Origin of the sequence: Shimwellia blattae DSM 4481 = NBRC 105725 (assembly GCF_000262305.1) — a bacterium.
Lineage (GTDB): Bacteria > Pseudomonadota > Gammaproteobacteria > Enterobacterales > Enterobacteriaceae > Shimwellia > Shimwellia blattae.
The window spans coordinates 288265-314793 of sequence record NC_017910.1 but is presented as its reverse complement, the minus strand read 5'-3'; the positions used below and the strand labels follow the sequence as shown (position 1 = coordinate 314793).

38 protein-coding genes are annotated in these 26529 nt (G+C 54.6%); 6 read left to right on the top strand and 32 right to left on the bottom strand.

Features of this window, described 5'->3' with window-relative positions; all coding sequences use genetic code 11:
* Nucleotides 1-3 precede the first annotated feature (3 nt).
* The 24 genes from rplX to fkpA form a co-directional block, all read right to left on the bottom strand.
* Nucleotides 4-318 carry a 50S ribosomal protein L24 gene (gene rplX / locus EBL_RS01405; protein ID WP_002445369.1) on the bottom strand — a complete coding sequence of 105 codons (315 nt, stop codon included), beginning with the start codon at nucleotides 316-318 and terminating at the stop codon, nucleotides 4-6.
* Nucleotides 319-328: 10 nt separating this feature from the next.
* Nucleotides 329-700, bottom strand: a complete 372-nt coding sequence (gene rplN / locus EBL_RS01400) for a 50S ribosomal protein L14 (protein WP_000613954.1) — start codon at nucleotides 698-700, stop codon at nucleotides 329-331.
* Between the two features lie 164 nt (nucleotides 701-864).
* Nucleotides 865-1119, bottom strand: a complete 255-nt coding sequence (gene rpsQ, locus EBL_RS01395; RefSeq protein WP_000130100.1) for a 30S ribosomal protein S17 — start codon at nucleotides 1117-1119, stop codon at nucleotides 865-867.
* Nucleotides 1119-1310 carry a 50S ribosomal protein L29 gene (gene rpmC / locus EBL_RS01390; protein WP_002445381.1) on the bottom strand — a complete coding sequence of 64 codons (192 nt, stop codon included), beginning with the start codon at nucleotides 1308-1310 and terminating at the stop codon, nucleotides 1119-1121. The genes rpsQ and rpmC overlap by 1 nt, the downstream gene beginning before the upstream one ends.
* Nucleotides 1310-1720, bottom strand: a complete 411-nt coding sequence (rplP, locus tag EBL_RS01385; RefSeq protein ID WP_002445382.1) for a 50S ribosomal protein L16 — start codon at nucleotides 1718-1720, stop codon at nucleotides 1310-1312. The genes rpmC and rplP overlap by 1 nt, the downstream gene beginning before the upstream one ends.
* 12 nt (nucleotides 1721-1732) lie before the next feature.
* The gene (rpsC, locus tag EBL_RS01380; RefSeq protein WP_000529945.1) at nucleotides 1733-2434 is read right to left on the bottom strand and encodes a 30S ribosomal protein S3; all 702 of its coding nucleotides are present in this window, start codon (nucleotides 2432-2434) and stop codon (nucleotides 1733-1735) included.
* Nucleotides 2435-2451: 17 nt separating this feature from the next.
* A complete protein-coding gene (rplV, locus tag EBL_RS01375) occupies nucleotides 2452-2784 on the bottom strand; it encodes a 50S ribosomal protein L22 (RefSeq protein WP_002445385.1) in 333 nt (110 codons plus the stop codon).
* 14 nt (nucleotides 2785-2798) lie between these two features.
* Complete coding sequence (gene rpsS / locus EBL_RS01370) at nucleotides 2799-3077, bottom strand: 30S ribosomal protein S19 (RefSeq protein ID WP_001138115.1); 279 nt, start codon at nucleotides 3075-3077, stop codon at nucleotides 2799-2801.
* A 16-nt stretch (nucleotides 3078-3093) separates the two neighbouring features.
* Nucleotides 3094-3915 carry a 50S ribosomal protein L2 gene (gene rplB / locus EBL_RS01365; protein WP_002445387.1) on the bottom strand — a complete coding sequence of 274 codons (822 nt, stop codon included), beginning with the start codon at nucleotides 3913-3915 and terminating at the stop codon, nucleotides 3094-3096.
* A 19-nt stretch (nucleotides 3916-3934) separates the two neighbouring features.
* A complete protein-coding gene (gene rplW / locus EBL_RS01360; protein WP_002445388.1) occupies nucleotides 3935-4237 on the bottom strand; it encodes a 50S ribosomal protein L23 in 303 nt (100 codons plus the stop codon).
* Complete coding sequence (gene rplD, locus EBL_RS01355) at nucleotides 4234-4839, bottom strand: 50S ribosomal protein L4 (protein ID WP_000424395.1); 606 nt, start codon at nucleotides 4837-4839, stop codon at nucleotides 4234-4236. Before rplD ends, rplW begins: the two co-directional genes overlap by 4 nt.
* Before the next feature lie 10 nt (nucleotides 4840-4849).
* Nucleotides 4850-5479, bottom strand: coding sequence for a 50S ribosomal protein L3 (rplC, locus tag EBL_RS01350; protein WP_002445391.1), 630 nt, complete (start codon nucleotides 5477-5479; stop codon nucleotides 4850-4852).
* 32 nt (nucleotides 5480-5511) lie between these two features.
* A complete protein-coding gene (gene rpsJ / locus EBL_RS01345; protein ID WP_001181005.1) occupies nucleotides 5512-5823 on the bottom strand; it encodes a 30S ribosomal protein S10 in 312 nt (103 codons plus the stop codon).
* Between the two features lie 312 nt (nucleotides 5824-6135).
* Complete coding sequence (gene bfr / locus EBL_RS01340; RefSeq protein ID WP_002445394.1) at nucleotides 6136-6612, bottom strand: bacterioferritin; 477 nt, start codon at nucleotides 6610-6612, stop codon at nucleotides 6136-6138.
* Between the two features lie 71 nt (nucleotides 6613-6683).
* On the bottom strand, nucleotides 6684-6878 hold the full coding sequence (bfd, locus tag EBL_RS01335; RefSeq protein ID WP_002445396.1) for a bacterioferritin-associated ferredoxin: 195 nt from the start codon (nucleotides 6876-6878) through the stop codon (nucleotides 6684-6686).
* A 168-nt stretch (nucleotides 6879-7046) separates the two neighbouring features.
* Nucleotides 7047-8231 (bottom strand): elongation factor Tu, encoded by a 1185-nt coding sequence (gene tuf, locus EBL_RS01330; RefSeq protein ID WP_014716237.1) that lies wholly within the window; start codon nucleotides 8229-8231, stop codon nucleotides 7047-7049.
* A gap of 68 nt (nucleotides 8232-8299) precedes the next feature.
* Nucleotides 8300-10414, bottom strand: coding sequence for an elongation factor G (gene fusA, locus EBL_RS01325; RefSeq protein ID WP_002444877.1), 2115 nt, complete (start codon nucleotides 10412-10414; stop codon nucleotides 8300-8302).
* A 94-nt stretch (nucleotides 10415-10508) separates the two neighbouring features.
* The gene (rpsG, locus tag EBL_RS01320) at nucleotides 10509-10979 is read right to left on the bottom strand and encodes a 30S ribosomal protein S7 (protein ID WP_002444875.1); all 471 of its coding nucleotides are present in this window, start codon (nucleotides 10977-10979) and stop codon (nucleotides 10509-10511) included.
* Between the two features lie 96 nt (nucleotides 10980-11075).
* Nucleotides 11076-11450, bottom strand: coding sequence for a 30S ribosomal protein S12 (rpsL, locus tag EBL_RS01315; protein WP_000246815.1), 375 nt, complete (start codon nucleotides 11448-11450; stop codon nucleotides 11076-11078).
* A 118-nt stretch (nucleotides 11451-11568) separates the two neighbouring features.
* Nucleotides 11569-11853 carry a sulfurtransferase complex subunit TusB gene (gene tusB, locus EBL_RS01310; protein ID WP_002444873.1) on the bottom strand — a complete coding sequence of 95 codons (285 nt, stop codon included), beginning with the start codon at nucleotides 11851-11853 and terminating at the stop codon, nucleotides 11569-11571.
* Nucleotides 11854-11861: 8 nt separating this feature from the next.
* Nucleotides 11862-12218 carry a sulfurtransferase complex subunit TusC gene (gene tusC / locus EBL_RS01305; protein WP_002444870.1) on the bottom strand — a complete coding sequence of 119 codons (357 nt, stop codon included), beginning with the start codon at nucleotides 12216-12218 and terminating at the stop codon, nucleotides 11862-11864.
* On the bottom strand, nucleotides 12218-12604 hold the full coding sequence (tusD, locus tag EBL_RS01300) for a sulfurtransferase complex subunit TusD (protein ID WP_002444869.1): 387 nt from the start codon (nucleotides 12602-12604) through the stop codon (nucleotides 12218-12220). Before tusD ends, tusC begins: the two co-directional genes overlap by 1 nt.
* Nucleotides 12604-13332, bottom strand: a complete 729-nt coding sequence (locus EBL_RS01295; protein WP_002444867.1) for a helix-turn-helix transcriptional regulator — start codon at nucleotides 13330-13332, stop codon at nucleotides 12604-12606. The genes tusD and EBL_RS01295 overlap by 1 nt, the downstream gene beginning before the upstream one ends.
* 249 nt (nucleotides 13333-13581) lie before the next feature.
* Complete coding sequence (gene fkpA, locus EBL_RS01290; RefSeq protein WP_002444865.1) at nucleotides 13582-14385, bottom strand: FKBP-type peptidyl-prolyl cis-trans isomerase; 804 nt, start codon at nucleotides 14383-14385, stop codon at nucleotides 13582-13584.
* Between the two features lie 241 nt (nucleotides 14386-14626).
* On the opposite strand from fkpA, the gene EBL_RS01285 reads away from it, so the two are divergent.
* Nucleotides 14627-14845, top strand: coding sequence for a protein SlyX (locus tag EBL_RS01285; protein WP_002444863.1), 219 nt, complete (start codon nucleotides 14627-14629; stop codon nucleotides 14843-14845).
* Between the two features lie 85 nt (nucleotides 14846-14930).
* Here the strand turns inward: EBL_RS01285 and slyD are convergent, their stop codons facing one another.
* From slyD to kefG, 4 genes are all read right to left on the bottom strand, one after another.
* Nucleotides 14931-15554, bottom strand: a complete 624-nt coding sequence (gene slyD / locus EBL_RS01280) for a peptidylprolyl isomerase (RefSeq protein WP_002444861.1) — start codon at nucleotides 15552-15554, stop codon at nucleotides 14931-14933.
* A gap of 94 nt (nucleotides 15555-15648) precedes the next feature.
* A complete protein-coding gene (locus tag EBL_RS01275; RefSeq protein ID WP_002444859.1) occupies nucleotides 15649-15849 on the bottom strand; it encodes a YheV family putative zinc ribbon protein in 201 nt (66 codons plus the stop codon).
* Between the two features lie 18 nt (nucleotides 15850-15867).
* Nucleotides 15868-17673 carry a glutathione-regulated potassium-efflux system protein KefB gene (gene kefB, locus EBL_RS01270; protein WP_002444856.1) on the bottom strand — a complete coding sequence of 602 codons (1806 nt, stop codon included), beginning with the start codon at nucleotides 17671-17673 and terminating at the stop codon, nucleotides 15868-15870.
* Nucleotides 17674-18225: a glutathione-regulated potassium-efflux system ancillary protein KefG gene (gene kefG / locus EBL_RS01265; protein WP_002444855.1), complete on the bottom strand. Its 552-nt coding sequence runs from the start codon at nucleotides 18223-18225 to the stop codon at nucleotides 17674-17676. It lies immediately after the preceding gene.
* A 121-nt stretch (nucleotides 18226-18346) separates the two neighbouring features.
* Between kefG and EBL_RS01260 the strand changes: the two genes are divergently transcribed.
* The 4 genes from EBL_RS01260 (at nucleotide 18347) to EBL_RS01245 (ending at nucleotide 22579) form a co-directional block, all read left to right on the top strand.
* Nucleotides 18347-20254, top strand: a complete 1908-nt coding sequence (locus EBL_RS01260; RefSeq protein WP_002444852.1) for an ABC transporter ATP-binding protein — start codon at nucleotides 18347-18349, stop codon at nucleotides 20252-20254.
* A gap of 103 nt (nucleotides 20255-20357) precedes the next feature.
* Nucleotides 20358-21380, top strand: a complete 1023-nt coding sequence (locus tag EBL_RS01255; RefSeq protein ID WP_002444850.1) for a hydrolase — start codon at nucleotides 20358-20360, stop codon at nucleotides 21378-21380.
* The gene (locus tag EBL_RS01250; RefSeq protein WP_002444848.1) at nucleotides 21374-21592 is read left to right on the top strand and encodes a YheU family protein; all 219 of its coding nucleotides are present in this window, start codon (nucleotides 21374-21376) and stop codon (nucleotides 21590-21592) included. Before EBL_RS01255 ends, EBL_RS01250 begins: the two co-directional genes overlap by 7 nt.
* 87 nt (nucleotides 21593-21679) lie before the next feature.
* Nucleotides 21680-22579: a phosphoribulokinase gene (locus EBL_RS01245; protein ID WP_002444846.1), complete on the top strand. Its 900-nt coding sequence runs from the start codon at nucleotides 21680-21682 to the stop codon at nucleotides 22577-22579.
* A 46-nt stretch (nucleotides 22580-22625) separates the two neighbouring features.
* On the opposite strand, the gene EBL_RS01240 is transcribed toward EBL_RS01245, so the two are convergent.
* Nucleotides 22626-23030 carry an OsmC family protein gene (locus tag EBL_RS01240; RefSeq protein WP_002444844.1) on the bottom strand — a complete coding sequence of 135 codons (405 nt, stop codon included), beginning with the start codon at nucleotides 23028-23030 and terminating at the stop codon, nucleotides 22626-22628.
* Between the two features lie 304 nt (nucleotides 23031-23334).
* On the opposite strand from EBL_RS01240, the gene crp reads away from it, so the two are divergent.
* A complete protein-coding gene (crp, locus tag EBL_RS01235) occupies nucleotides 23335-23967 on the top strand; it encodes a cAMP-activated global transcriptional regulator CRP (RefSeq protein WP_000242758.1) in 633 nt (210 codons plus the stop codon).
* 53 nt (nucleotides 23968-24020) lie between these two features.
* On the opposite strand, the gene argD is transcribed toward crp, so the two are convergent.
* The 3 genes from argD to EBL_RS01220 all read right to left on the bottom strand — a co-directional run bounded on the left by argD (nucleotide 24021) and on the right by EBL_RS01220 (nucleotide 26529).
* Nucleotides 24021-25244 carry a bifunctional acetylornithine/succinyldiaminopimelate transaminase gene (gene argD / locus EBL_RS01230; protein ID WP_002444841.1) on the bottom strand — a complete coding sequence of 408 codons (1224 nt, stop codon included), beginning with the start codon at nucleotides 25242-25244 and terminating at the stop codon, nucleotides 24021-24023.
* Between the two features lie 85 nt (nucleotides 25245-25329).
* Nucleotides 25330-25893 (bottom strand): aminodeoxychorismate synthase component 2, encoded by a 564-nt coding sequence (pabA, locus tag EBL_RS01225; protein ID WP_002444840.1) that lies wholly within the window; start codon nucleotides 25891-25893, stop codon nucleotides 25330-25332.
* A 33-nt stretch (nucleotides 25894-25926) separates the two neighbouring features.
* Nucleotides 25927-26529, bottom strand: a complete 603-nt coding sequence (locus EBL_RS01220; protein ID WP_002444838.1) for a putative adenosine monophosphate-protein transferase Fic — start codon at nucleotides 26527-26529, stop codon at nucleotides 25927-25929.

Sequence of the window (26529 nt, the reverse complement as noted above, 5' to 3'; positions counted from 1 at the left end):
AAATTACTTGATAGTTTCGCTGTTAGACTTGAAGAAACGGACTTTTTTGCCGTCTTCGAATCTAAAGCCTACACGGTCAGCCTTGCCGGTTGCCGCGTTGAAGATTGCAACGTTAGAAACCTGAATTGCAGCTTCTTTTTCAACGATGCCACCTGCCTGGTTCAGGGCCGGAACCGGCTTCTGATGTTTCTTAACCAGGTTGATGCCTTCAACGATTACTTTGCCGGAAGACAGAACATTTTTTACTTTACCGCGCTTACCTTTATCTTTACCGGTTAACACGATAACTTCGTCATCACGACGGATCTTCGCTGCCATGATTCGCTCCTTAGAGTACTTCTGGTGCCAGAGAGATAATTTTCATGAACTTCTCGTTGCGAAGTTCACGAGTTACCGGCCCAAAAATACGCGTACCGATAGGCTGCTCGCTGTTATTGTTCAGAATAACGCATGCATTACCATCGAAGCGAATGACAGAACCGTCCGGGCGACGAACACCCTTCTTGGTGCGCACCACTACCGCCTTCAGCACATCACCTTTTTTCACCTTACCACGCGGAATTGCTTCCTTGATGGTAATTTTGATGATGTCGCCGACGCCTGCGTAGCGACGGTGCGAGCCACCCAGAACCTTGATACACATTACGCGACGTGCACCGGAGTTGTCGGCGACGTTCAGCATAGTCTGTTCTTGGATCATTTTAGTGCTCCGCTAATGTCAACTACTACTGAGACCCTAAATTCGGGTCGTTAAAAAACCCCATATCGGGGGCGCGGCATTATAACACCGCTTCCTGCATATGGGTAGAAAAAATAAACGACTCATCGCTGAGTCGTTTATTCGTATTGAGAACGCTTACTCTATTACAGAACAGCTTTCTCTACAACGCGAACCAGCGTCCAGGACTTAGTCTTGGACAGCGGACGGCATTCGCGGATTTCAACCACGTCACCGATACCGCATTCGTTGTTCTCGTCATGTACGTGCAGTTTGGTCGTACGCTTGATGAATTTACCGTAGATCGGGTGTTTCACGAAACGTTCGATGGCAACAACAATGGATTTCTCCATTTTGTCGCTAACAACGCGACCTTGCAGAGTACGGATTTTATCGGTCATTACGCACCCGCCTTCTCAGTCAGTAAAGTCTTAATGCGTGCGACATTTTGACGCACTTGCTTCAGCAGATGGGTCTGCTGCAGCTGGCCGCTGGCGGCCTGCATGCGCAGGTTGAACTGTTCGCGCAGCAGGTTCAGCAGTTCCGCGTTCAGCTCTTCAACGCTTTTTTCACGCAGCTCTTTTGCTTTCATTACATCACCGTCTTAGTTACAAAGGTGGTTTTGATCGGCAGTTTCGCTGCTGCCAGGCTGAATGCTTCACGGGCCAGCTCTTCCGGTACACCGTCCATTTCATACAGGACTTTACCCGGCTGGATCAGGGCAACCCAATACTCCACGTTACCCTTACCTTTACCCATACGCACTGCCAGCGGTTTTTCAGTGATCGGTTTGTCCGGGAATACACGGATCCAGATCTTACCTTGACGCTTAACTGCACGGGTCATGGCACGACGTGCTGCTTCGATCTGACGTGCAGTCAGACGACCACGGCCAACAGCTTTCAGACCGAAAGTGCCGAAGCTCACATCCGTACCAGCAGCCAGGCCACGGTTACGGCCTTTGTGCATCTTACGGAATTTTGTACGCTTTGGTTGTAACATCAGCGACGCTCCTTATTTACGGCCTTTACGCTGCTGCTTTTTAGGTTGAGCAGCCGGTTTTTCCGGTTGTTCAACAGCAGCCATACCACCCAGGATCTCACCTTTGAAGATCCACACTTTAACGCCGATTACACCGTAAGTGGTGTGCGCTTCAGAGGTGTTGTAGTCGATGTCAGCACGCAGAGTGTGCAACGGTACGCGACCTTCACGATACCATTCGGTACGTGCGATCTCAGCACCGCCCAGACGGCCGCTAACTTCAACTTTGATACCTTTAGCGCCCAGACGCATGGCGTTCTGTACAGCACGCTTCATAGCACGACGGAACATAACACGACGTTCCAGCTGAGAAGTGATGCTGTCAGCAACCAGTTTTGCGTCCAGTTCAGGTTTACGAACTTCGGCGATATTGATCTGTGCAGGAACGCCAGCGATATCCGCTACGACCTTGCGCAGTTTTTCAACGTCTTCACCTTTTTTACCGATAACGATACCCGGGCGAGCAGTGTGAATGGTCACACGGATGCTTTTAGCCGGACGCTCGATAACGATACGAGATACAGACGCTTTAGCCAGTTCCTTAGTAAGGTACTGACGTACTTTAAAATCGCTGTCCAGGTTGTCAGCGAATTCTTTGGTGTTCGCAAACCAGGTAGAGTTCCATGGTTTAACAATACCCAGGCGAATACCATTAGGATGTACTTTCTGACCCATTGCTAGTCTCCAGAGTCTCAGCGATCGGACACAACCACAGTAATGTGGCTGGTGCGCTTCAGGATGCGATCTGCACGACCTTTCGCACGCGGCATAATGCGCTTCATGCTTGGGCCTTCATCTACGAAAATTTTCGTAACTTTCAGATCGTCAATGTCAGCGCCATCGTTGTGTTCGGCGTTAGCAATAGCAGATTCCAGTACTTTCTTGACCAACTCAGCAGCTTTCTTGTTGGTGTAGGTCAGAATTTCCAGAGCCTGTGACACTTTCTTACCGCGGATCAGGTCAGCAACGAGGCGAACCTTCTGAGCAGAAGAACGAGCATGGCGATGTTTAGCGATAGTTTCCATCTCTTCCTCCTACCTTATTTCTTTTTGGCTTTTTTATCAGCCGCATGGCCGCGATAAGTACGGGTCGGTGCGAATTCACCCAGCTTGTGACCAACCATTTCGTCGGAAACAAAAACTGGAACGTGCTGACGACCATTATGGACAGCGATGGTCAAACCGATCATGTTTGGAAAGATCGTTGAACGACGGGACCAAGTGCGCAGGGGCTTCTTGTCTCCGCTTTCCACCGCTTTCTCTACCTTCTTCAGCAAGTGCAGGTCAATAAAAGGACCTTTCTTGAGAGAACGTGGCATGGCTTATCCTCTAAAATTATTTGCTACGGCGACGTACGATGAATTTATCAGTACGCTTGTTGCTGCGGGTCTTCTTACCTTTGGTCTGCAGGCCCCACGGGGATACCGGGTGCTTACCAAAGTTACGACCTTCACCACCACCATGTGGGTGGTCGACCGGGTTCATCGCAGTACCGCGAACGGTAGGACGAACACCACGCCAGCGTGCAGCACCTGCTTTACCCAGAACGCGCAGCATATGCTCGGCATTGCCAACTTCGCCCACGGTAGCGCGGCAGTCTGCTTCGACTTTACGCATTTCACCAGAACGCAGACGCAGGGTGACATAAGCACCATCGCGCGCAACGATCTGAACGTAAGTACCAGCAGAACGCGCCAGCTGACCGCCTTTACCTGGTTTCATTTCTACGTTATGAACAGTAGAACCAACCGGGATATTGCGCATCGGCAGGGTGTTACCCGCTTTGATTGCAGCATCAACGCCAGACTGAATCTGGTCGCCAGCTTTCAGGCCTTTAGGGGCCAGGATGTAACGGCGCTCACCGTCTTTGTACAGAACCAGTGCGATGTTCGCAGAGCGGTTCGGATCGTACTCAAGACGTTCAACAACTGCCGGGATACCGTCTTTGTTGCGTTTGAAGTCAACAATACGATAAGCCTGCTTGTGACCACCACCGATATGACGGGTAGTGATGCGACCATTGTTGTTACGGCCACCGGATTTGCTGTTTTTTTCCAGCAGCGGAGCAAAAGGTTTGCCCTTATGCAGCTCAGGGTTTACCACTTTAACAACGTGGCGACGACCCGGAGATGTCGGTTTACATTTAACAATTGCCATTGTTCTTTACTCCTCCGACTTACTCTGCGCCGCCGATGAAGTCCAGATTCTGGCCTTCTTTCAGGGTGACGTAAGCTTTTTTCCAGTCGCTACGACGACCAACACGCTGTCCATGACGCTTAACTTTCCCTTTAACAACCAGGGTGTTTACGTCTTTAACTTCTACTTCGAACAGCTTCTGTACAGCAGCAACGATCTCTGCTTTGGTCGCGTCTTTAGCAACTTTGAGAACGATGGTGTTGGTTTTTTCCATCGCGGTAGATGCTTTTTCAGATACGTGCGGCGCGCGCAGCACTTTCAGCAGACGTTCTTCACGGATCATGCCAGCATCTCCTCAACTTGCTTAACTGCATCAGCAGTCATTACGACTTTGTCGAAGGCGATCAGGCTAACCGGGTCGATACCTGTTGCATCACGTACGTCAACCTTGTGCAGGTTGCGTGCAGCCAGGAACAGATTCTCATCCAGTTCACCGGTGATGATCAGCACATCTTCCAGAGCCATGTCTTTCAGTTTCTGTGCCAGCAGCTTAGTTTTAGGCGCTTCTACAGAGAACTTCTCGACAACGATCAGACGATCCTGACGTACCAGTTCAGACAGGATGCTTTTCAGCGCCCCACGGTACATCTTTTTGTTAACTTTTTGACTGTGGTCCTGCGGACGTGCAGCGAAGGTCACGCCACCAGAGCGCCAGATCGGGCTCTTGATGGAACCAGAACGCGCACGACCAGTACCTTTCTGGCGCCACGGTTTTTTACCGGAGCCAGTAACTTCAGCACGGGTTTTCTGTGCACGAGTACCCTGACGGGCACCTGCTGCATAAGCAACAACAACCTGGTGAACCAGCGCTTCGTTAAAATCACGACCGAAGGTAGTTTCGGAAACAGTCAGCGCGCTCTGCGCGTCTTTCAGTACTAATTCCATTGCTATCCCCTTACGCCTTCACAGCCGGTTTAACGATCAGGTCGCTACCGGTTGCACCCGGGACCGCACCTTTAACCAGCAGCAGGTTGCGCTCAGCGTCAACACGTACTACGTCCAGGCTCTGAACAGTTACACGTTCGTTACCCAGCTGACCTGCCATTTTCTTGCCTTTGAACACTTTGCCCGGAGTCTGGTTCTGACCGATAGAACCCGGAACGCGGTGAGACAAGGAGTTACCGTGAGTAGCGTCCTGGGTACGGAAGTTCCAGCGCTTAACGGTACCGGCGAAACCTTTACCTTTAGAGGTACCGGTTACGTCAACTTTCTTAACGTCAGCAAACAGTTCAACGCTAATGTTCTGACCTACAGTGTATTCTTCACCTTCTGCAAGGCGGAATTCCCACAGGCCACGGCCAGCTTCAACGCCAGCTTTAGCGAAGTGACCAGCTTCCGGCTTGGTTACACGGTTAGCTTTTTTAGCACCGGTAGTAACCTGAACGGCACGGTAGCCGTCGTTAGCCAGATCTTTGATCTGAGTAACGCGGTTTGCTTCAACTTCGATAACGGTTACTGGGATAGATACGCCTTCTTCGGTGAAGACGCGGGTCATGCCCACTTTTTTACCGACTAAACCAATCATTGTTTCAACCTCTCAATCGCTCGATGACCTGATTAACCCAGGCTGATCTGCACGTCTACACCGGCAGCCAGATCCAGACGCATCAGAGCATCAACGGTTTTCTCGGTTGGCTCAACGATGTCAACCAGACGCTTATGAGTGCGGATTTCGTACTGATCGCGCGCGTCCTTGTTAACGTGCGGAGAGATCAGAACGGTAAAGCGCTCTTTGCGGGTCGGCAGCGGGATCGGACCACGGACTTGCGCACCAGTGCGCTTAGCAGTCTCGACGATTTCCGCAGTTGATTGATCGATCAGACGATGATCAAACGCTTTCAGGCGGATACGGATTCTTTGGTTCTGCATGAGACCAGAGCTCCAATTATTTATAGACGAAATGATTACTCCTCGCACCCATTACGATTGATGGGAGAGTGTAATCGTTCTTACGTTGCCCCCAAATCGGGAGCGTTGTTTATGGCATAAAAACTGCCTGAGCCCTTACGAGCCAGCCCGCTAAATTAGACAGGCCCGCGCATTATACGTAAATCCACACATGAAGCAAGCGCTGGCGGAAAAATACCCACTGGTCAACGCAAAAATATCCGCGCCTCCCCTGCCCCGTAAACAACAAAACCCGCCGCAGCGGGTTTGGAGAGTGCATCACGTCACCGGGACTCAGCTCTGCTCTTTAATTTGTGTCTGCAGGTAATTTTGCAGGCCAATTTTGGCTATCAGGTCCAGTTCAGTTTCCAGCCAGTCAATATGGTGCTCTTCTTCGGATAAAATGCCGATCAGCATATCGCGGCTGACATAGTCATGAACACTGTCCGCATAAGCGATAGCTTCGCGCAGGTCTTTAGCGCCGTCCATCTCAAGTTTCAGATCAGACTGCAGCATCTCCTCAACATCTTCACCAATATGCAGCTTGCCCAGATCCTGAAGATTGGGGATCCCCTCGAGAAATAAAATACGCTCGATATATTTATCCGCGTGTTTCATCTCATCAATGGATTCGTGATATTCCACCTCATTGAGGCGCAACAGCCCCCAGTTTTTAAACATCCGGGCATGAAGAAAGTACTGGTTGATTGCGACAAGCTCGTTTCCCAATAATTTATTGAGATAATTTATGATCTTAACATCACCTTTCATTACAGATACCTCCGCTTCCACTTATTGAAGCGTAGATGCATGAACGGGGATGTCAAAGTAAAGACGTGCGGTCAGGCAATCTCCTGATATTCAGGCATTGAGGTTAACTCTTCCTGCATCAGCTCACGCACGGCGCGAACACACTTACCGCACTGATTACCCACCGGAATAAATTTGCGCAATTGCTGGAAAGACTGGGGATGATATTGACGAACGGCCTGGCGAATTTTTTTATCACTAATACCGTTACACAGACATACGTACATAGCCACTCCTGCTTAAATTACACACAGAGTGTAAATGAGAATAATTATGATTACAATAGCAGCAACCGGTAATTAATGCTCAGCGTGGCGGTTTATTTTTTAAGAATTGTGACTGACCAGAAAAGCAAAAGGGCGCCGAAGCGCCCTTTTAAGTTCATTCGCTAAATATTAGCCCAGAACTTTAGCAACAACGCCCGCACCTACAGTACGGCCGCCTTCACGGATTGCGAAACGCAGACCGTCGTCCATTGCGATCGGGTGGATCAGGGTAACAACCATTTTGATGTTGTCGCCCGGCATTACCATCTCAACGCCTTCCGGCAGTTCGATGGTACCGGTCACGTCAGTAGTACGGAAGTAGAACTGCGGACGGTAGCCTTTGAAGAACGGAGTATGACGGCCGCCTTCGTCTTTGGACAGGATGTACACTTCAGATTCGAACTTGGTGTGCGGGTTGATGGTGCCCGGCTTAGCCAGAACCTGACCACGTTCGATTTCTTCACGTTTGATACCACGCAGCAGAACACCAACGTTCTCACCAGCACGGCCTTCGTCCAGCAGTTTGCGGAACATTTCAACGCCAGTACAGGTAGATTTAGCGGTATCTTTGATACCAACGATTTCTACTTCGTCACCAACTTTGATGATACCGCGCTCTACACGACCGGTAACTACAGTACCACGACCGGAGATGGAGAATACGTCTTCGATAGGCAGCAGGAACGGCTTGTCGATAGCACGCTCTGGTTCCGGGATGTAAGAATCCAGGGTTTCAGCCAGTTCGATGATTTTTGCTTCCCACTCTGCGTCGCCTTCCAGCGCTTTCAGAGCAGAACCACGGATGATCGGAGTATCGTCGCCCGGGAAGTCGTACTGAGACAGAAGTTCACGAACTTCCATTTCAACCAGTTCCAGCAGCTCTTCGTCATCAACCATGTCGCACTTGTTCAGGAACACGATGATGTACGGAACGCCTACCTGGCGACCCAGCAGGATGTGCTCACGGGTCTGCGGCATCGGGCCGTCAGTTGCAGCAACAACCAGGATAGCGCCGTCCATCTGAGCAGCACCGGTGATCATGTTTTTAACATAGTCGGCGTGCCCCGGGCAGTCTACGTGAGCGTAGTGGCGGGTCGGGGTATCGTATTCAACGTGAGAAGTGTTGATGGTGATACCACGCGCTTTTTCTTCCGGCGCGTTATCGATCTGATCGAATGCACGAGCAGCACCGCCGTAGGTTTTAGCCAGTACGGTGGTGATGGCAGCGGTCAGAGTGGTTTTACCATGGTCAACGTGACCGATAGTACCGACGTTAACGTGCGGTTTTGTACGTTCAAATTTTTCTTTAGACACGGCTATATTCCTTACTATTACGCTCTCACCTTACGGAGAGAGCGCGGGATCATTGTGTTAACCCTGGATTATTTACCACGGGCTTCAATTACGGCCTGAGCAACGTTGTTCGGCGCGTCATCATACTTCAGGAACTCCATGGAGTAAGAAGCACGACCTTTGGTCAGAGAACGCAGCTGAGTTGCATAACCAAACATTTCAGACAACGGAACTTCAGCGTGGATGATAACGCCAGTTACGTTGGTTTCCTGGCCTTTCAGCATACCACGACGACGGCTAAGGTCACCGATAACGTCACCGGTGTTCTCTTCCGGGCTTTCTACTTCAACCTTCATGATAGGCTCAAGCAGAACTGGTTTCGCTTTCTTAAAGCCATCTTTAAAGGCAATAGACGCGGCCAGTTTAAACGCCAGTTCAGAGGAGTCAACATCGTGGTAAGAACCGAAGTGCAGACGCACGCCAAGGTCAACTACCGGGTAACCTGCCAGCGGGCCAGACTTCAGCTGCTCCTGGATACCTTTATCAACAGCAGGGATGTATTCGCCAGGGATTACGCCGCCTTTGATGTCGTTGATAAATTCGTAGCCTTTCGGGTTAGAACCCGGCTCCAGCGGGTACATGTCGATAACAACATGACCATACTGACCGCGACCACCAGACTGTTTCGCGTGCTTACCTTCGATATCGGTAACTTTCGCACGAATCGCTTCGCGGTAAGCAACCTGAGGTTTACCCACGTTCGCTTCAACGTTGAATTCACGCTTCATACGGTCAACGATGATGTCGAGGTGCAGCTCACCCATACCGGCGATAATGGTCTGGTTAGATTCTTCGTCAGTCCATACGCGGAAAGACGGGTCTTCTTTAGCCAGACGGCCCAGAGCCAGACCCATTTTTTCCTGGTCAGCTTTGGTTTTCGGTTCAACCGCGATGGAGATAACCGGCTCCGGGAACTCCATACGTTCCAGGATGATCGGCGCATCCGGATCACACAGGGTGTCACCGGTAGTTACGTCTTTCAGACCGATTGCAGCCGCGATGTCACCAGCGCGAACTTCTTTGATCTCTTCACGTTTGTTAGCGTGCATCTGTACGATACGACCGAAACGCTCACGTGCAGCTTTCACGGAGTTCAGTACGGTATCACCAGAGTTAACCACACCGGAGTACACGCGGAAGAAGGTCAGGTTACCAACAAACGGGTCGGTAGCGATTTTGAACGCCAGGGCCGCGAACGGCTCGTTGTCGTCAGAGTGACGCTCTGCCGGCGTATCTTTACCGTCGTCCAGGATACCTTTGATAGCCGGAACGTCTACCGGAGACGGCAGATATTCGATTACCGCATCCAGCATGGCCTGAACACCTTTGTTCTTAAATGCAGAACCACAGGTAACCAGGATGATTTCGTTGTTCAGCACGCGCTGACGCAGAGCGTGTTTGATCTCTTCCTCGGTCAGCTCTTCGCCGCCCAGGTATTTTTCCATCAGCTCTTCTGAGGCTTCAGCTGCGGATTCGATCAGGTTCTGGTGCCATTCGTTAGCCAGTTCAACCATGTCAGCCGGGATATCTTCGTATTCGAAGGTTACGCCAGCATCAGCTTCGTTCCAGTTGATGGCTTTCATTTTCACCAGGTCAACAACACCGGTGAAGTGCTCTTCAGCACCAATCGCCAGCTGCAGCGGAACCGGAGTCGCGCCCAGACGGGTTTTGATCTGATCAACAACTTTCAGGAAGTTCGCACCCATGCGGTCCATTTTGTTAACGAACGCAATACGCGGAACTTTATATTTGTTGGCCTGACGCCATACAGTTTCAGACTGCGGCTGAACACCACCAACGGCGCAGTAAACCATTACCGCACCGTCGAGCACACGCATGGAACGTTCTACTTCGATAGTGAAGTCAACGTGCCCCGGGGTGTCGATGATGTTGATACGATGCGGTTCATACTGTTTGGCCATACCAGACCAGAAAGCAGTAGTCGCAGCGGACGTGATGGTGATACCACGTTCCTGTTCCTGTTCCATCCAGTCCATGGTAGCTGCGCCATCATGAACTTCACCGATTTTATGGTTTACACCGGTGTAGAACAGAATACGTTCGGTAGTAGTGGTTTTACCGGCGTCGATGTGTGCACTGATACCGATATTACGGTAGCGTGCAATGGGTGTTGTACGAGCCATTTGATTCCTCTATTCCTGGGACGTTCAAGTTAAGTTGCCAAGTAGCGGGCGGCTTACCTGAAGCGCCCGCCTGGTGACTAACACTCCGAAGGGATTACCAACGGTAGTGAGCGAACGCCTTGTTGGCTTCTGCCATACGGTGAACGTCTTCACGTTTCTTAACTGCAGTACCTTTGTTTTCTGCAGCGTCAGAAAGTTCGTTCGCCAGACGCAGAGCCATGGATTTATCACCGCGTTTACGAGCAGCTTCTACGATCCAGCGCATTGCCAGGGCATTGCGACGAACCGGACGGACTTCAACTGGTACCTGGTAAGTAGAACCACCTACACGGCGGGACTTAACTTCGACAGTCGGGCGCACGTTTTCGAGCGCGATGTCAAAGGCTTCCAGTTCAGTTTTACCAGAACGCTGAGCCAGGGTCTCCAGCGCGCTGTATACAATTGCTTCTGCAGTAGATTTTTTACCATCTACCATCAGGATGTTGACGAATTTAGCCAGCAGTTCAGATCCGAACTTCGGATCCGGCAGAATTTTACGCTGACCAATTACGCGACGACGTGGCATGGAAATACTCCGTTGTTAATTCAGGATTGTCCAAAACTCTACGAGTTTAGTTTGACATTAAAGTTAAAACGTTTGGCCTTACTTAACGGAGAACCATTAAGCCTTAGGACGCTTAACGCCGTATTTGGAACGAGCCTGCTTACGGTCTTTAACGCCGGAGCAGTCAAGCGCACCACGTACGGTGTGGTAACGAACACCTGGCAGGTCTTTAACACGACCGCCACGGATCAGAATAACGGAGTGTTCCTGCAGGTTATGGCCTTCACCACCGATGTAGGAAGTCACTTCGAAACCGTTAGTCAGACGAACACGGCAAACTTTACGCAGTGCGGAGTTCGGTTTTTTAGGAGTGGTGGTATATACACGAGTACATACGCCACGTTTCTGCGGGCATGCTTCCAGTGCCGGCACGTTGCTCTTTGCAACTTTGCGCGCACGTGGTTTGCGTACCAGCTGGTTAACTGTTGCCATTAAATAGCTCCTGGTTTTGCTTCGTAAACACGTAATAAAACGGCCTCATACAATATGAGGACGCAGAATTTTAGGGCTGAGCCGAAAAGGTGTCAAGAAATATACAGCAATCCCGCATTTACCAGGCCATTTGTGCACGGTGTTGCGACGCAAGCCTGACAAATTCAGTATAGCCAACCCTCGCTACACTGGTCGATATTTGAGCAGCAAGCCCCCTGGCGACCAGGTCGTCGCTGAGCACAGACACAGAGACCGGCGCAGCCAGCAGTAAATCAAGCGTGGGCCCCGGCAGCGCGGCGATAACGCCATTCTGGATCAGCAGGAGATCATCACCGGGGCTGAGGGCAGCGACCAGCGCGGCCATATCGCACTCCCGGGGAGAGTGACTGAGCGTATGCAGCATAGAAACCTTCAGAAAGTGAAAACGACGTCGTAGTCAGCAAGCCGGGTGCGGATCGCCTCAGCACTCAGCCGTTCGGCGTCCAGCATCAGCGGCGCCTGCGCCAGCCCCCGATCCTGCAGCGACTGCTGGCACACCATGCAATCGTCGATATCATACAGCGGCAGCACCTTAAAGGTGGCGATATAGTCCCGGGCCAGTATCGCGCCCGGCTGCTGCCCGGCGAGCAGCTGCATGACCCCATCACCGATAAAAAATACCCCCGGGTTATCACTTAACGCCGACGTGGCCAGCAGGGCATCCAGCCCTTCCCGGCCGGCACTGGTACCGTGAGGGGCACTTTTAAACACAAAAGCGATGCGTTTCATCAGAACTGTACCATCCGATCACAGGTTAATGCCGCTTCCGCCAGCCCGCCTAACCCGCTAAGGGTAAAACCGGGCTGCAAATTAGCCGCGCCCAGCCCCAGGCGTTCCGCCTCCTGCTGGTCAGTCACCCCACGGCGCAGGGCGGCCGCCACACAGATATTGAGCACCACGCCATGCTGTGTCTGCAATTGTTGCCAGGCGCGCACCAGATCAAATTCATCACTGGCAGGGCTGGTCAGCTGGTTGGCGTTATACACCCCTTCCCGGTAGAAAAAGACACTCTCCAGGCTGTGCCCTTCAGCGAGCAGCGCCCGGGCAAACTGCAGCGCGCTGCTTGCCTGCTGCGTACCATAGGCCGGGCCGGTGACCAGTAAACCAAAGCGCATTACTTATCCTGCCCGCTGAAATCGCCGTTTTTAAACTGGCGGATATAGAGGTATACCGTGTGCTTGGAGATATTCAGCCGATCGGCCACCTGGTTGATGGCGTCTTTGATGTCGAAGATCCCCTTCTCATACAGATTCAGAACAATCTGGCGATTCTTGGCGTTGTTGGAAACATTGCGATCCGCGTTCACCTCTTCAATGGTGAACTCCAGGGTCTGGGTCACCAGATCCTCTACCGAAGAGGCAAAGTTCACCGGGGAGGAGATATCCTGGTCTTCCGTTTCCGGCGGAATAAACGTGTTCATAATCTGCGAGAACGGCACATCCAGATTCATATTGATGCACAGCAGGCCAATGACCCGGTGATCCCGGTTGCGGATAGCAATGGTGACGGATTTCATCAGCACCCCGCTTTTCGCCCGGGTGAAATAGCAGCGCGAAACGCTGCTGTCAGCACCGGTCATATCGTGCAGCATGCGCAGGGCCAGATCAGTAATCGGGGAGCCTATTTTACGCCCGGTGTGCTCACCGTTGGCGATACGGATGGCGGAGCATTTCAGATCCTGTAAAGAATGCAGGACAATCTCACAATGGGGACCAATCAGCATAGCTAACCCATCCACTACCGCCTCATAAGATTTAAGAATGTCGAAGTCGGAAGGCTCAAATGGACGCTGATCCAGTAAATCTAATTCACTGGTTTCATTGGTTAAAAGCGAACTGGACATGAAAAAATACCACCCTATTTTCGGAGCCTGTCGTTTTTTCGTTGTCAGGGCAGACTCATATCTCAATTAACGTGCAGGCACTAAAAGTAATACAGCAGCAGACGGGTTTTCCAGCATTAATTATACCCACGCTTTGGCAGGCTGCGTTGTGCGGCAGGTCAAGTCACGCCGGGGCGACAGGCAGGGTTTACAGCGGGTGGATACAAAAACCGCTGCCCGAAGGCAGCGGCAGGCACGCAAGCGGCGTAATTATTTAGCTTTACCCGCTTCGGCCGCGGCTTTCGCTTCTGGTTTGGCATCTGCTTTCGGTGCCGGTTTGATATCCAGCAGCTCAACATCAAACACCAGGGTGGAGTTGGCCGGGATCCCCGGAACACCGGTTTTACCGTAAGCCAAGTCCGGCGGGATAACCAGCTTAATCTGGCCGCCTTTCTTGATGTTCTTCAGCCCTTCGGTCCAGCCCGGAATCACACCGTCCAGACGGAAAGAGAGCGGCTCACCGCGGGAGTAGGAGTTATCAAACTCTTTACCGTCGATCAGCGTACCTTTGTAGTTCACCACCACGGTATCCGTGTCTTTCGGTGCGTCACCCGTACCGGCTTTTTCTACTTTATACAGCAGGCCAGAGGCGGTTTTTTTCACGTCTTTTTCTTTGGCGAACGCGTCACGGAACTTCTGGCCTTTTTCCGCGTTTTCTTTCGCGTCTTTTTCCATCCGCGCCTGTGCGGCTGACTTCACGCGGGCTTCAAAGGTTTGCAGGGTTTTCTCAATTTCCTGATCAGACAGTTTGCTCTTATCTGCAAAGGCATCCTGAACACCGGCAATCAGCTGGCTCTTATCCAGTTTGATACCCAGCTTCTCCTGCTCCTGCAGAGAATTCTCCATATAACGCCCCAGAGAGGCGCCCAGTGCATATGCAGATTTCTGGTCATCGTTCTTAAATGCCGCTTTGCTGTCTGCGGTAGACGCCGCCGGGGCAGCCAGTACCGCCGGAGCATTGAGGGCCACAGCCATAGTGGTAGCCAGCAGCGTGACTTTAAACAGTGATTTCATCCATTCTCTCCAGGGCCGGGGCATCTCACCCCAGGTTAATAACATGTTGAACGCACTACTATACCGTTGCGAAGGAAATCTACACAATCTTCCGTAGAGCATTCAGGTTCATTTCAGACTCTTTTCGCATAAATTAAGTATCTCCCGGGGCCCGGGACCTGCAAACTGCACTGAAATTCAGTAAAATCGGCCCCTGCCTGCCCCATTTTAGCGGCGCGGGCCAGCACCGGGAGACACCAAGATGCAGCACTCGTCAAGCGAAGCACGCCTGGCTGAACTGGAAAGCCGCCTGGCCTTTCAGGAAATTACAATCGAAGAGCTAAACCAGACAGTAACGGCCCACGAACTGGAACTGGCCAGGATCCGTGAACACCTGCGCCTTCTGGTGGAAAAGCTCAAAGCCAGCCAGCCCTCCATGGTGGCCTCACAATCAGAAGAGACGCCGCCGCCGCACTACTGAGCCACAAACACCGGGCGTAAAAAAAGCGGGTTTCCCCGCTTTTTTTCGCCATCAAACCAGCACTGAGCGCCGGTTATCCGGGCGATCAGTGGCAACCGCAGCCGCCATTACCGCCGCAACCGCCTTTGCCATGTTCATGGCCGTGGTCATGGTCGTGACCGTGACCACCGCAGCAGCCCTCTTCGCCATGCTCATGGCCGTGACCACCGCAGCAGCCTTCGCCGTGCTCGTGGTGATGGTCATGCTCACCGTGAACGTGGCCGTGGGCCAGCTCTTCTTCGGTCGCTTCACGAATCGCCACAACTTCAACGTTGAACTTCAGGTTCTGGCCTGCCAGCATGTGGTTACCGTCAACGGTCACGTGGTCGTCTTCAACGGCAGTGATTTCAACCGGAACCGGACCCTGGTCAGTTTCAGCCAGGAAACGCATGCCAACCTGCAGCTCATCAACGCCCATAAAGACGTCTTTCGGCACACGCTGCACTAAATTTTCGTCGTACTGACCGTAGGCGTCATTTGCGCCGACGCTCACGTCGAACTTATCACCAACTTCATGACCTTCCAGCGCATTTTCCAGGCCAGAGATCAGGGAACCGTGACCATGCAGATAGTCCAGCGGCGCACTCACCGGAGACTCATCAACTAAAACACCGTCTTCTGTACGTACCTGATAGGCCAGGCTGACCACCAGGTCTTTTGCTACTTTCATGATATCTCCTGAGCGTGAGAAACAAAGTGGCGCCGATTGTAGCCGAAATCAGCGCCTGTGTACCCCATAGCTTAAAAAAAGGAGAGGCATAACGCTAGTCCGGATGAAAAATGCCGATCACCGACTCTTCTTTACGGATATGCTCTTTGGCCTGTTTGTCGGCCTCACGCATCTGGTGGCCGCACTTAACACACTCAACAATATCAATATTATTCTCCCGCCACATGGCGAGGGTATCCTGGGCCTGGCAGCCCGGGCATGTTGCCCCGGCAATAAAACGCTTACGAACTGGCATCACAACCCCTTACGACTTTTATTCAAACTCATCCCAGCCATCCGGCTGGCGACGTTCATGCTGCATCTCCCGGTGGAAGATCTCCTCCAGCTCCCGGCGGGCCTCCCGCACCCGGGAAACTTGCGTGCTGTCACTGTGTACCGGCATTAACTCGCGCAGCATCCGCATATCCAGACGCCGGAAATGCAGCTGCGCCCGCTGGGCCTGATGCGGGTGCATCCCCAGGCTCATCAGCGTTTTGCGCCCCAGCTCCAGCGCGCTGGAAAAGGTCTCCCGGGAGAAGTGTTTCACACCGGCCTGTAAAAGTTCGTGCGCTTCCACACGCCCCCGGGCGCGGGCCAGGATCTCAAGGTGCGGAAAATGCTGCTGGCACAGCGCCACCACCTGCATGATGTCCTCCGGCTCATTACAGGTCACCACAATGGCCTTCGCATGTTCCGCCCCGGCAGAGCGCAACAGCTCCAGCTCCCGGGCATCCCCGTAATAGACTTTGTAGCCATATTTGCGCATCAGATTAACCGCACTGATATCCCGCTCCAGCACCGTAATGCGCATCTTATTGGCCATCAGCAGGCGGCCAATCACCTGACCAAAGCGCCCGAAGCCGACAATAATCACCTGGGGCTGGTCATCATTGACCCAGGGCTTCTCGTCCGGCTCATCCGGCTTATTGACCCGCCGGGAGAGCACCCGGTCAATCAGGCCCATCACCAGGGGCGTGGTCATCATCGACAGGGTTACCGTCACCAGTAACAGGGCCGTCTGCTCGCGCTGAAAAATATGCTGGGCTGCCGCCAGCGAGAACAACACAAAGGCGAACTCGCCCCCCTGGCTGAGCACCCCGGCAAACTGCAACCGCTCAGATGCACGCAGCCCGAAAAGACGCCCCAGCACATACAGCACCAGAATCTTCACCAGCACCAGCGCCACAACGGCCGCCATCACCCACAGCCAGTGGGAATAGAGCACCCCCAGGTTCAGGGCCATCCCCACGGAGATGAAAAACAGCCCCAGCAACAGCCCCTTAAACGGTTCAATGGCGGTTTCCAGCTCGTGGCGGTATTCACTTTCCGCCAGCAGTACCCCGGCCAGAAACGTGCCCAGCGCCATCGAGAAGCCCAGCGCATCCATAAACAGCGCCGCCCCCAGCACCAGTAGCAGAGTGGCCGCGGTAAAAACCTCCCGTACGCCGGAACCGGCAATAAACCGGAACAGAGGGCGCAGTAAATAGCGCCCGCCCAGCAGCATCCCGGCGAAGGCCGCCACCTTGAGCGCCACTGTCCAGCCGCTCAGGTGCTCATCGCCATTACCGGCCAGCAGCGGCACCAGCGCCACTGCCGGGATCACCGCCAGATCCTGAAACAGCAACACCGAAAACCCAAGCTGGCCGGACTCGCTGCGGTTCATCCCTTTGTCGCGCATCAGTTGCAGCGCCATGGCGGTGGAGGACATCGCCAGCCCCACCCCGCCAACCAGTGCCGCCCGCCACGAAAACTGCGCCAGCATCAGCAGGCCACCAAGTATCAACGCGCTCAGCAGTAACTGTGCCGTGCCGATACCAAAAATCGGGCGGCGCAGTTGCCACAGCTTGTTCGGGTTGAGCTCCAGGCCGATGATAAACATCAGAAACACCACGCCGAGCTCCGAAAAGTGCAGGATCTCGTCAACATCGCTAATCAGCCGCAGCCCCCAGGGGCCAATGGCAATCCCGGCCAGCAGGTAGCCCAGCACCGCACCGATCCCCAGGCGCGCCGCCAGCGGCACCGCCACTACGGCGGCAAACAGAAATAACACCCCGGCCAGTAACCAGTCTGCGCCTTCCATTTATCCCCCCTGCATCACAGGAGACGCCAGCCATTCACTGTAGGCCCGGGCATGGGCCTGCATATCTTCCGGGGACTGGCGTCGCGCCCGGTAAATGATCATCGGGGTCAGCCAGTGCATACGGCACATGGCCGCCGTCAGCTCAAAGGGGCGCAAAATATCGCTGATGGGGTAACGGTTCAGGCCATCATGGCGGTAGGCGGTTTCGGGCTCACCGGTGGTTATCACGCTGCGCCAGTATTTACCGGCCAGCTGGTTACCCCCGGGGCTGCCGGAAAACTCCCGGCTCAGCACCCGATCCAGCCACTCTTTGAGCAGCGCCGGGCAGCTGTAGGTGTACAGGGGGTGCTGAAAGACAATCACGTCATGCTCGCGTAACAGCGCCTGCTCCCGGGCGATATCGATAAAAAAATCGGGATACCAGGCGTAGAGATCATGCACGGTAACATTGGCCAGCAGGTATGCCGGCTGCAGCAGCACGCGATTAGCCACGGAGTCCTGCGATTCCGGATGGGCATAGATAAGCAATACTTTCGCAGGCTGCGGCATCATCTCCCTCCGGGCGTCGTAATCGTTAGTTTTTTGGGCTACCATGCAGCCCGTTGCATCGGCAACCGCTTCAGGTTACCCGATTATAATGACAATTTAACATACTCTAAACATACGGCGCGTTATGATTGTTTTTTCCTCATTACAAATTCGTCGCGGCACCCGCGTTCTGCTGGACAATGCCTCTGCCACTATTAACCCGGGTCAGAAGGTGGGCCTGGTGGGTAAAAACGGCTGCGGCAAATCCACATTACTCTCCCTGCTGAAGGACGAAATCAGCGCAGATGGCGGGAGCGTCACCTTTCCCGGGACCTGGCAACTGGCCTGGGTAAACCAGGAGACCCCGGCCCTTGCCGTTCCGGCCCTGGAGTATGTGATTGACGGGGATCGGGAGTACCGGCAGCTGGAAAAAGCGCTCAACGAGGCCAACGAGCGTAACGACGGCCACGCCATTGCCACCATCCACGGCAAGCTGGACGCCATCGGCGCCTGGACTATCCGCTCCCGCGCCGCCAGCCTGTTACACGGGCTGGGGTTCAGCAACCCGCAGCTTGAGCAGCCGGTCAGCGACTTTTCCGGGGGCTGGCGCATGCGCCTTAACCTCGCCCAGGCGCTGATTTGCCGCTCCGATTTACTGCTGCTGGATGAACCCACCAACCACCTGGATCTGGACGCGGTCATCTGGCTGGAGAAATGGCTGAAAAACTACCCCGGCACCCTGATTCTTATCTCTCACGACCGGGACTTTCTCGATCCTATCGTGGGGAAAATTCTGCATATCGAGCAGGAAAACCTGTTCGAATACACGGGCAACTACAGCGACTTCGAACTGCAACGCGCCACGCGCCTGGCCCAGCAGCAGTCGCTGTATGAAAGCCAGCAGCAAAAAGTGGCCCACCTGCAAAGTTTTATTGATCGCTTTAAAGCCAAGGCCAGCAAAGCCAAACAGGCCCAGAGCCGGGTCAAAATGCTGGAGCGTATGGAGCTGATTGCCCCGGCCCATGTGGACAACCCGTTCCACTTTAGTTTCCGCCCGCCGGAAAGCCTGCCCAACCCGCTACTGCGCATGGAGAAGGTCTCCGCCGGGTACGGGGAGCATGTCGTGCTGGACTCCATCAAGCTCAACCTGGTGCCCGGCTCGCGCATTGGCCTGCTGGGCCGCAACGGTGCCGGTAAATCAACGCTGATCAAACTGCTGGCCGGTGAGCTTGCCCCCATGCACGGCGACATTGGCCTTGCCAAAGGGATCAAGCTCGGCTACTTCGCCCAGCATCAGCTGGAATACCTGCGCCCGGACGACTCCCCCCTTCAGCATCTGGTGCGCCTGGCCCCCAACGTGCTGGAGCAGCAACTGCGTGACTACCTGGGGGGCTTTGGTTTCCAGGGGGATAAAGTCAGCGAGGCAGTTGCCCGCTTCTCCGGGGGCGAAAAGGCCCGCCTGGTGCTGGCGCTTATCGTCTGGCAGCGCCCCAATTTACTGCTGCTCGATGAGCCGACAAACCACCTGGACCTGGACATGCGCCAGGCCCTGACCGAGGCGCTGATCGATTTCGACGGCGCGCTGGTGGTGGTCTCGCACGACCGCCACTTACTGCGCTCCACCACGGATGACCTGTACCTGGTGCACGACGGCAAAGTCGAGCCGTTCGCCGGTGATCTGGATGACTACCAGCAGTGGCTGAGCGACAGCCAGAAGCAGGAAAGCAGCGAAGCCGACACCGCAAAAGACAACGCCAACAGCGCCCAGGCCCGTAAAGATCAGAAACGCCGGGAGGCGGAGCTGCGCACCCAGACCCAGCCACTGCGTAAGAAAATCACCCAGCTGGAAAAACAGATGGAAAAGCTCAACGCCCGCCTGGCAGAAGCGGAAGCCCGCCTTGGCGACAGCGCGATTTATGAGCCATCCCGCAAGGCGGAAATGACAGAATGCCTGCAGATACAGGCTCAGGCGAAATCGGAGCTGGAAAACTGCGAAATGGACTGGCTGGACGCCCAGGAACAGCTGGAGCAGATGCTTCAGCAACAGGCGTAATGACGCCATGCCTGCCCCCGGGCAGGCAATGACACCAATTCCATAACCATCCCCGTGATGGCCCGGTATAGTAGAGAGTTCGATTCGAAAAATAATCAGCAATATGGATAAAACCTGCCCGACAACGCTAACATTCGCCGACCCCGCAGCGGACTTTGTCCCCATGCCGGGGCTGAGTAACCCGCATCTGCAAACCATGCTGCCCCGCCTGTTACGCCGGCGCTTACAGTTTCGTCCCCACTGGCAACGTCTCGACATGCCGGACGGGGACTTTATCGACCTCGCCTGGAGTGAAGACCCGGAACAGGCCCGCCATAAACCGCGCCTGGTGGTATTTCACGGCCTGGAAGGCAGCCTGCACAGCCCCTATGCCCACGGGCTTATCCATGCGGCACAGCAGGCAGGCTGGCTGGGTGTCGTGATGCATTTTCGCGGCTGTAGCGGCATCCCCAACCGCGCAGAGCGCATCTACCACTCCGGCGAAACGGAAGACGGCAGCTACTTTCTGGAGTGGATGGCGCAGCGCTACGGGGAGGTGCCCACCGCGGCGGTGGGTTATTCACTGGGGGGCAATATGCTGGCCTGCCTGATGGCGCGCCAGGGCCGTGACTGCCGGCTGGATGCCGGGGTGATTGTCTCCGCCCCGCTGATGCTGGAGCAGTGCTGCTACCATATGGAAAAAGGCTTTTCACGCTTCTACCAGCGCTACCTGCTCAACCTGCTCAAAGCCAATGCCTCGCGCAAGCTGAAAGCCTACCCGGGCTCGCTGCCTATTCCCCTTTCGCGGCTGCGCAAAGTGCGGCGCATCAAAGAGTTTGATGACCTGATCACCTCGAAAATTCACGGCTTTGCCGATGCGCTGGACTACTACCGCCAGTGCAGCGCCATGCCGTTACTGCCCAATATCACCCGGCCACTGCTGATGATCCACGCCAAAGACGATCCCTTTATGGACCACCACGTGATCCCGGATCCGTCCGGATTACCGGCAAATATTGAATACCAGCTCACAGAACATGGCGGCCATGTAGGGTTCATTAGCGGTAGCTGGCGTCAGCCGGAGATGTGGCTGGAAAAACGCATTCCGGCCTGGTTACACACTTATCTGGACAAACCCTCATGCTAATTCCCTGGCAGCAGCTGGATCCCGACACCCTGGAGAATCTTCTCGAATCCTTTGTATTACGGGAAGGGACCGATTATGGTGAACAGGAGCGTTCCCTCGCGCAAAAAGTCGCCGATGTCAGGCGCCAGCTGGAAAGCGGCGAAGCGGTGCTGGTCTGGTCTGAACTGCATGAAACCATTAATATAATGCCCCGCTCACAGTTCCGGGGATAGCCCCGCGCCCCCCTGGCGACCAGCTATACTGCATACTACATTAGTGCGCTTACTTGCCTGTTGTTTGCTAACCCAGGAGCTGTCGTTATGTCTGCGAAACACCCGGTTATTGCCGTTACCGGTTCCAGTGGTGCCGGTACTACCACCACAAGCCTGGCCTTCAGGAAAATTTTCTCCCAGCTTGGCCTGCGCGCGGCAGAAATTGAAGGGGACAGTTTCCATCGCTATACCCGCCCGGAAATGGATATGGCAATCCGCAAGGCCCGGGATCTCGGGCGCCATATCAGCTACTTCGGCCCGGAGGCGAACGATTTCAGCCTGCTGGAGCAGACCTTCACCGAATATGGCCAGCACGGGCGCGGTAAATTTCGCAAATACCTCCACACCTATGATGAAGCGGTCCCCTGGAACCAGACCCCGGGCACCTTCACCCCCTGGCAGCCCATTGCCGAACCCACCGACGTGCTCTTTTATGAAGGGCTCCACGGCGGCGTGGTGACCGACAGCAACGACGTAGCCCGCCATGTGGATTTACTGGTGGGGGTGGTGCCGATTGTGAACCTGGAATGGATCCAGAAACTTATCCGCGACACCAGCGAGCGGGGGCACTCCCGGGAGGCGGTGATGGAGTCGGTGGTGCGCTCCATGGAGGACTATATCAACTACATCACCCCGCAGTTTTCCCGCACCCATATTAATTTCCAGCGGGTGCCAACGGTGGATACCTCCAACCCCTTTGCCGCAAAGGGTATCCCCTCGCTGGATGAAAGTTTCGTGGTTATCCACTTCCGCAACCTGGAGAATATCGATTACCCCTGGCTGCTGGCCATGTTGCAGGGCTCGTTTATTTCGCATATCAACACCCTGGTGGTGCCTGGCGGCAAGATGGGGCTGGCAATGGAGCTGATTATGCTGCCGCTGGTGCAGCGCATTATGGAAGGGAAGAAAATTACCGACGGCGGGCTACAGCGCCCGGAGATTCGCTAAGTGCCGCCGGGCAATCTGTTACGCACTGCCCGGCAGGTACACTCTGTTACTTCTCAACCACTTCGTAGGAGTGGGTAATATTTACCGCTTTACCCAGCATCAGCGAGACTGAGCAATACTTCTCCGCAGACAGCTCCACCGCGCGCGCCACTGCGCTGTCTTTCAGTTCATGGCCGGTCACCACGAAATGCAGATTAATATGCGTAAACAGGCGCGGTGCCTCTTCACGGCGCTCCGAAGTCAGCTTCACTTCGCAGTCGCTCACATCCTGGCGGCCCTTTTGCAAAATAGACACCACGTCAATGGCGCTACAGCCACCGGCGGCCATTAACAGCATCTCCATCGGGCTTGGCGCTTTATCGCCGGAGTTGCCATCCATCAAAACCTGATGCCCGGAAGCGGACTCCCCGAGGAATGTCAGGCTCTCAACCCATTTAACTCTTGCTTGCATTTTTATTACTCCGTGGACAAAACTTTTCTACAAGGGTATGCGCCTGAAAGAAAACAGGCAACAGAAGACGACCTGGGTCAAGCTGAAGCGAGACAACAGGAGACACTTTCGGAAACCTATGCTAAAACAACCAGGATGTGTAGCAATACACCCACCGCACAATGCGGATACGCGAACAGGAACATCAGTTCACAGAGGCAGACCCTCTGCCGGTTACCCCAGGGTGGGGATTATTTAACGATTGCAGCCCCAGAGACGGCAGAACCCGCGCTTTGGAGTCAAGATAACAAGAGGATAATTGCGCATGGTGCTTGGCAAACCGCAAACCGACCCGACTCTCGAATGGTTTTTGTCCCATTGCCACATTCATAAGTATCCATCGAAGAGTACGCTGATTCATCAGGGCGAAAAGGCGGAAACCCTGTATTACATTGTCAAAGGCTCCGTTGCCGTTCTGATCAAAGATGAAGAAGGCAAAGAGATGATCCTGTCCTACCTGAACCAGGGCGATTTTATCGGCGAACTGGGTCTGTTTGAAGAAGGTCAGGAACGTAGTGCCTGGGTACGCGCCAAAACAGCCTGTGAAGTTGCTGAAATTTCCTATAAGAAATTCCGCCAGCTGATTCAGGTTAACCCGGATATCCTGATGCGCCTCTCTTCACAGATGGCCCGCCGTCTGCAGGTCACCTCAGAAAAAGTGGGTAACCTGGCCTTCCTGGATGTGACCGGTCGTATCGCACAGACCTTACTGAACCTGGCTAAACAGCCGGATGCCATGACCCACCCGGATGGTATGCAGATCAAAATTACCCGTCAGGAAATTGGCCAGATTGTCGGCTGCTCCCGCGAGACCGTAGGCCGCATCCTGAAGATGCTTGAAGATCAGAACCTGATCTCTGCCCACGGTAAAACCATCGTCGTTTACGGGACCCGTTAATCCCGCCGTCTTACAGGGCGCGTGCCACCGGCAACGCGCCTTTTTTCTGCCTGCTACAGGCCCTGAGCCACCCGGGCAACCGCATCCGCAAAGCGGGCCATCCCGTCGTCAATATCCCTGTCGTCAATATTGAGCGCCGGTGTAAAACGCATCACATCCGGCCCGGCATTGAGCACCATCACCCCGGCCTCTGCCGCGGCGTACAGAATATCCCGCGCCTTACCCCGGAATGTCGGCTTCAGCCCGGCGCCAATAAGCAGCCCCATACCGCGAATATCACTAAAGACATCGTACTGCTCGTCGATACGGTGCAGATGCTTCACCATCAGATCCCGTTTATGGTGAACACCGCCCAGCACCTCAGGCGTGTTGATAATATCAAATGCCGCATTCGCCACCGCACAGGCCAGCGGGTTGCCCCCGTAAGTGGAGCCGTGCGAGCCCACATGGAAGGCAGAGGCTATCTCTTCGGTGGTCAGCATGGCGCTCACCGGGAAGCCGCCGCCAATCGCTTTGGCGCTGGTCAGAATGTCCGGGGTCACCCCGTAGTGCATATAAGCAAACAGCTCGCCGCAGCGGCCCATGCCGCACTGCACCTCATCAAAGACCAGCAGGGCCTGGTACTCGTCGCACAGGTCACGCAGCCCCTGCAAAAACGCCGGCGTTGCCGCGCAGACCCCGCCCTCCCCCTGGACAGGCTCCACCACAACGGCACAGGTATGATCATCGATGACCGCTTTCACGGCGGCTAAATCATTAAACGGCACATGGACAATATCGGCCGGTTTCGGCCCGAAGCCATCGGAATACTTAGGCTGGCCACCAACCGACACGGTAAACAGTGAGCGGCCATGGAAGGCGTGGTGAAAAGCGATAATTTTGGTTTTGTACGGGCTGTGGCGGGTGCTTGCGTAGTAGCGGGCCAGTTTAAACGCGGTTTCGTTCGCCTCTGTCCCGGAGTTCAGGAACACCACGCGCTCGGCGAAGGTGGCCCCGGTGAGTTTTTTGCCCAGAGTGAGGGCAGGCTCATTGGTGAAGACATTGCTGGTGTGCCATAAGGTCTGCCCCTGGTCGATCAGCGCCGCCACCAGCGCCGGGTGGCAATGCCCCAGCGCGGTCACCGCGATCCCCCCGGCAAAATCGATATACTCTTTCCCGGCCTGATCCCACACCCGGCTTCCCTGGCCTTTTACCGGAATAAATTCTGCCGGCGCATAAATCGGCAGAATAACTTCATCAAAAGTAGCGCGGGTAATTGCTGATTGTTCAGTTGCCATTCGTGACCATCCATTTTATGCGTACTGCGACATGAAAAGATAATCACAAAATATGCATAAAAAATCATTTAATGGCAATAAAAATTCAGCGCCTGAGGAAATTGGCCAGCAGCGCGTGGCCCTGCTCGCTGAGGATGCTTTCCGGGTGGAACTGCACCCCTTCCAGATCCCACTCCCGGTGGCGGATCCCCATAATTTCACCGTCATCGCTACGGGCGGTCACCTCGAAACAGTCCGGCAGGGAGCCGGGCTCCACCACCAGCGAGTGGTAGCGGGTGACAGTCAGCGGGTTATTCAGGCCATGAAAAACCCCCTGATGATGATGCGTCACCGGCGATGTTTTACCGTGCATCACCTGCCCGGCCCGCACAATACGGGCACCGAACGCCTGGGCTATGGCCTGGTGGCCCAGGCAGACACCGAGTATGGGTAGCTGCCCGGCAAAATGCGTAATTGCCGCCAGGGAGATCCCCGCTTCGGTCGGGGTACAGGGGCCCGGGGAGATAACCAGCTTCTCTGGCCCCATGGCGGCTATCTCGTCAAGGCTCAGGGTGTCATTGCGCCGGACCACCACCTCACTTCCCAGCTCACAAAAATACTGATACAGGTTCCAGGTAAACGAATCGTAGTTATCGATCAACAGCAGCATGGTCGCTCCGGGTCTATGTAAAACCCGGCCATTCTACTCAGTTTCGTGCGCAGCGCTTATCACTTTACTGAATATGGTCACCAGCGGGGCCAGATCCCCCATCGCCCCCAGCTGGTTTGCCTCACGCCAGCGGGCAATATCCAGCCCGCGCCAGTCAAGGCTGTACCCGGCGTGGATCGCCAGCTGCTCAAAGAAGATCCGCTCGGCGCGGCCATTACCGGTACGAAACGGATGCAGCACATTCACCTCACAGTAAAAGTGCGCCAGACGCCGGGTAAAGGCATCCTGCTCCAGGCCCGCCAGGTAATTCTCCTCCTCCAGGCCACGCATCACCGCGTTCCCTTCCTTTTCCAGGTAGGCAAAGTGGCAAAACCGGGTATCGCCCCGGTAAATATCTACCTCGCGCAGTTTACCGGCCCAGCTGTAGATATCCTGGAACAGCTGGTGGTGGATATGGCACAGGTGGGGGAGCCCGCGGCGCACCGGCCCCAGCCCCAGTGTTGTCACCCGCAGCGCGCTGAAGGTCATTTCCGCCTCCTGCAGGCGCGCGGCATCGCGGATATCCAGCCGGTTGCGCAGTACCTCACTGCCGGACCAGAAATACGGGTCGCGCACTTCGCCGAACGTGTCGTTCAT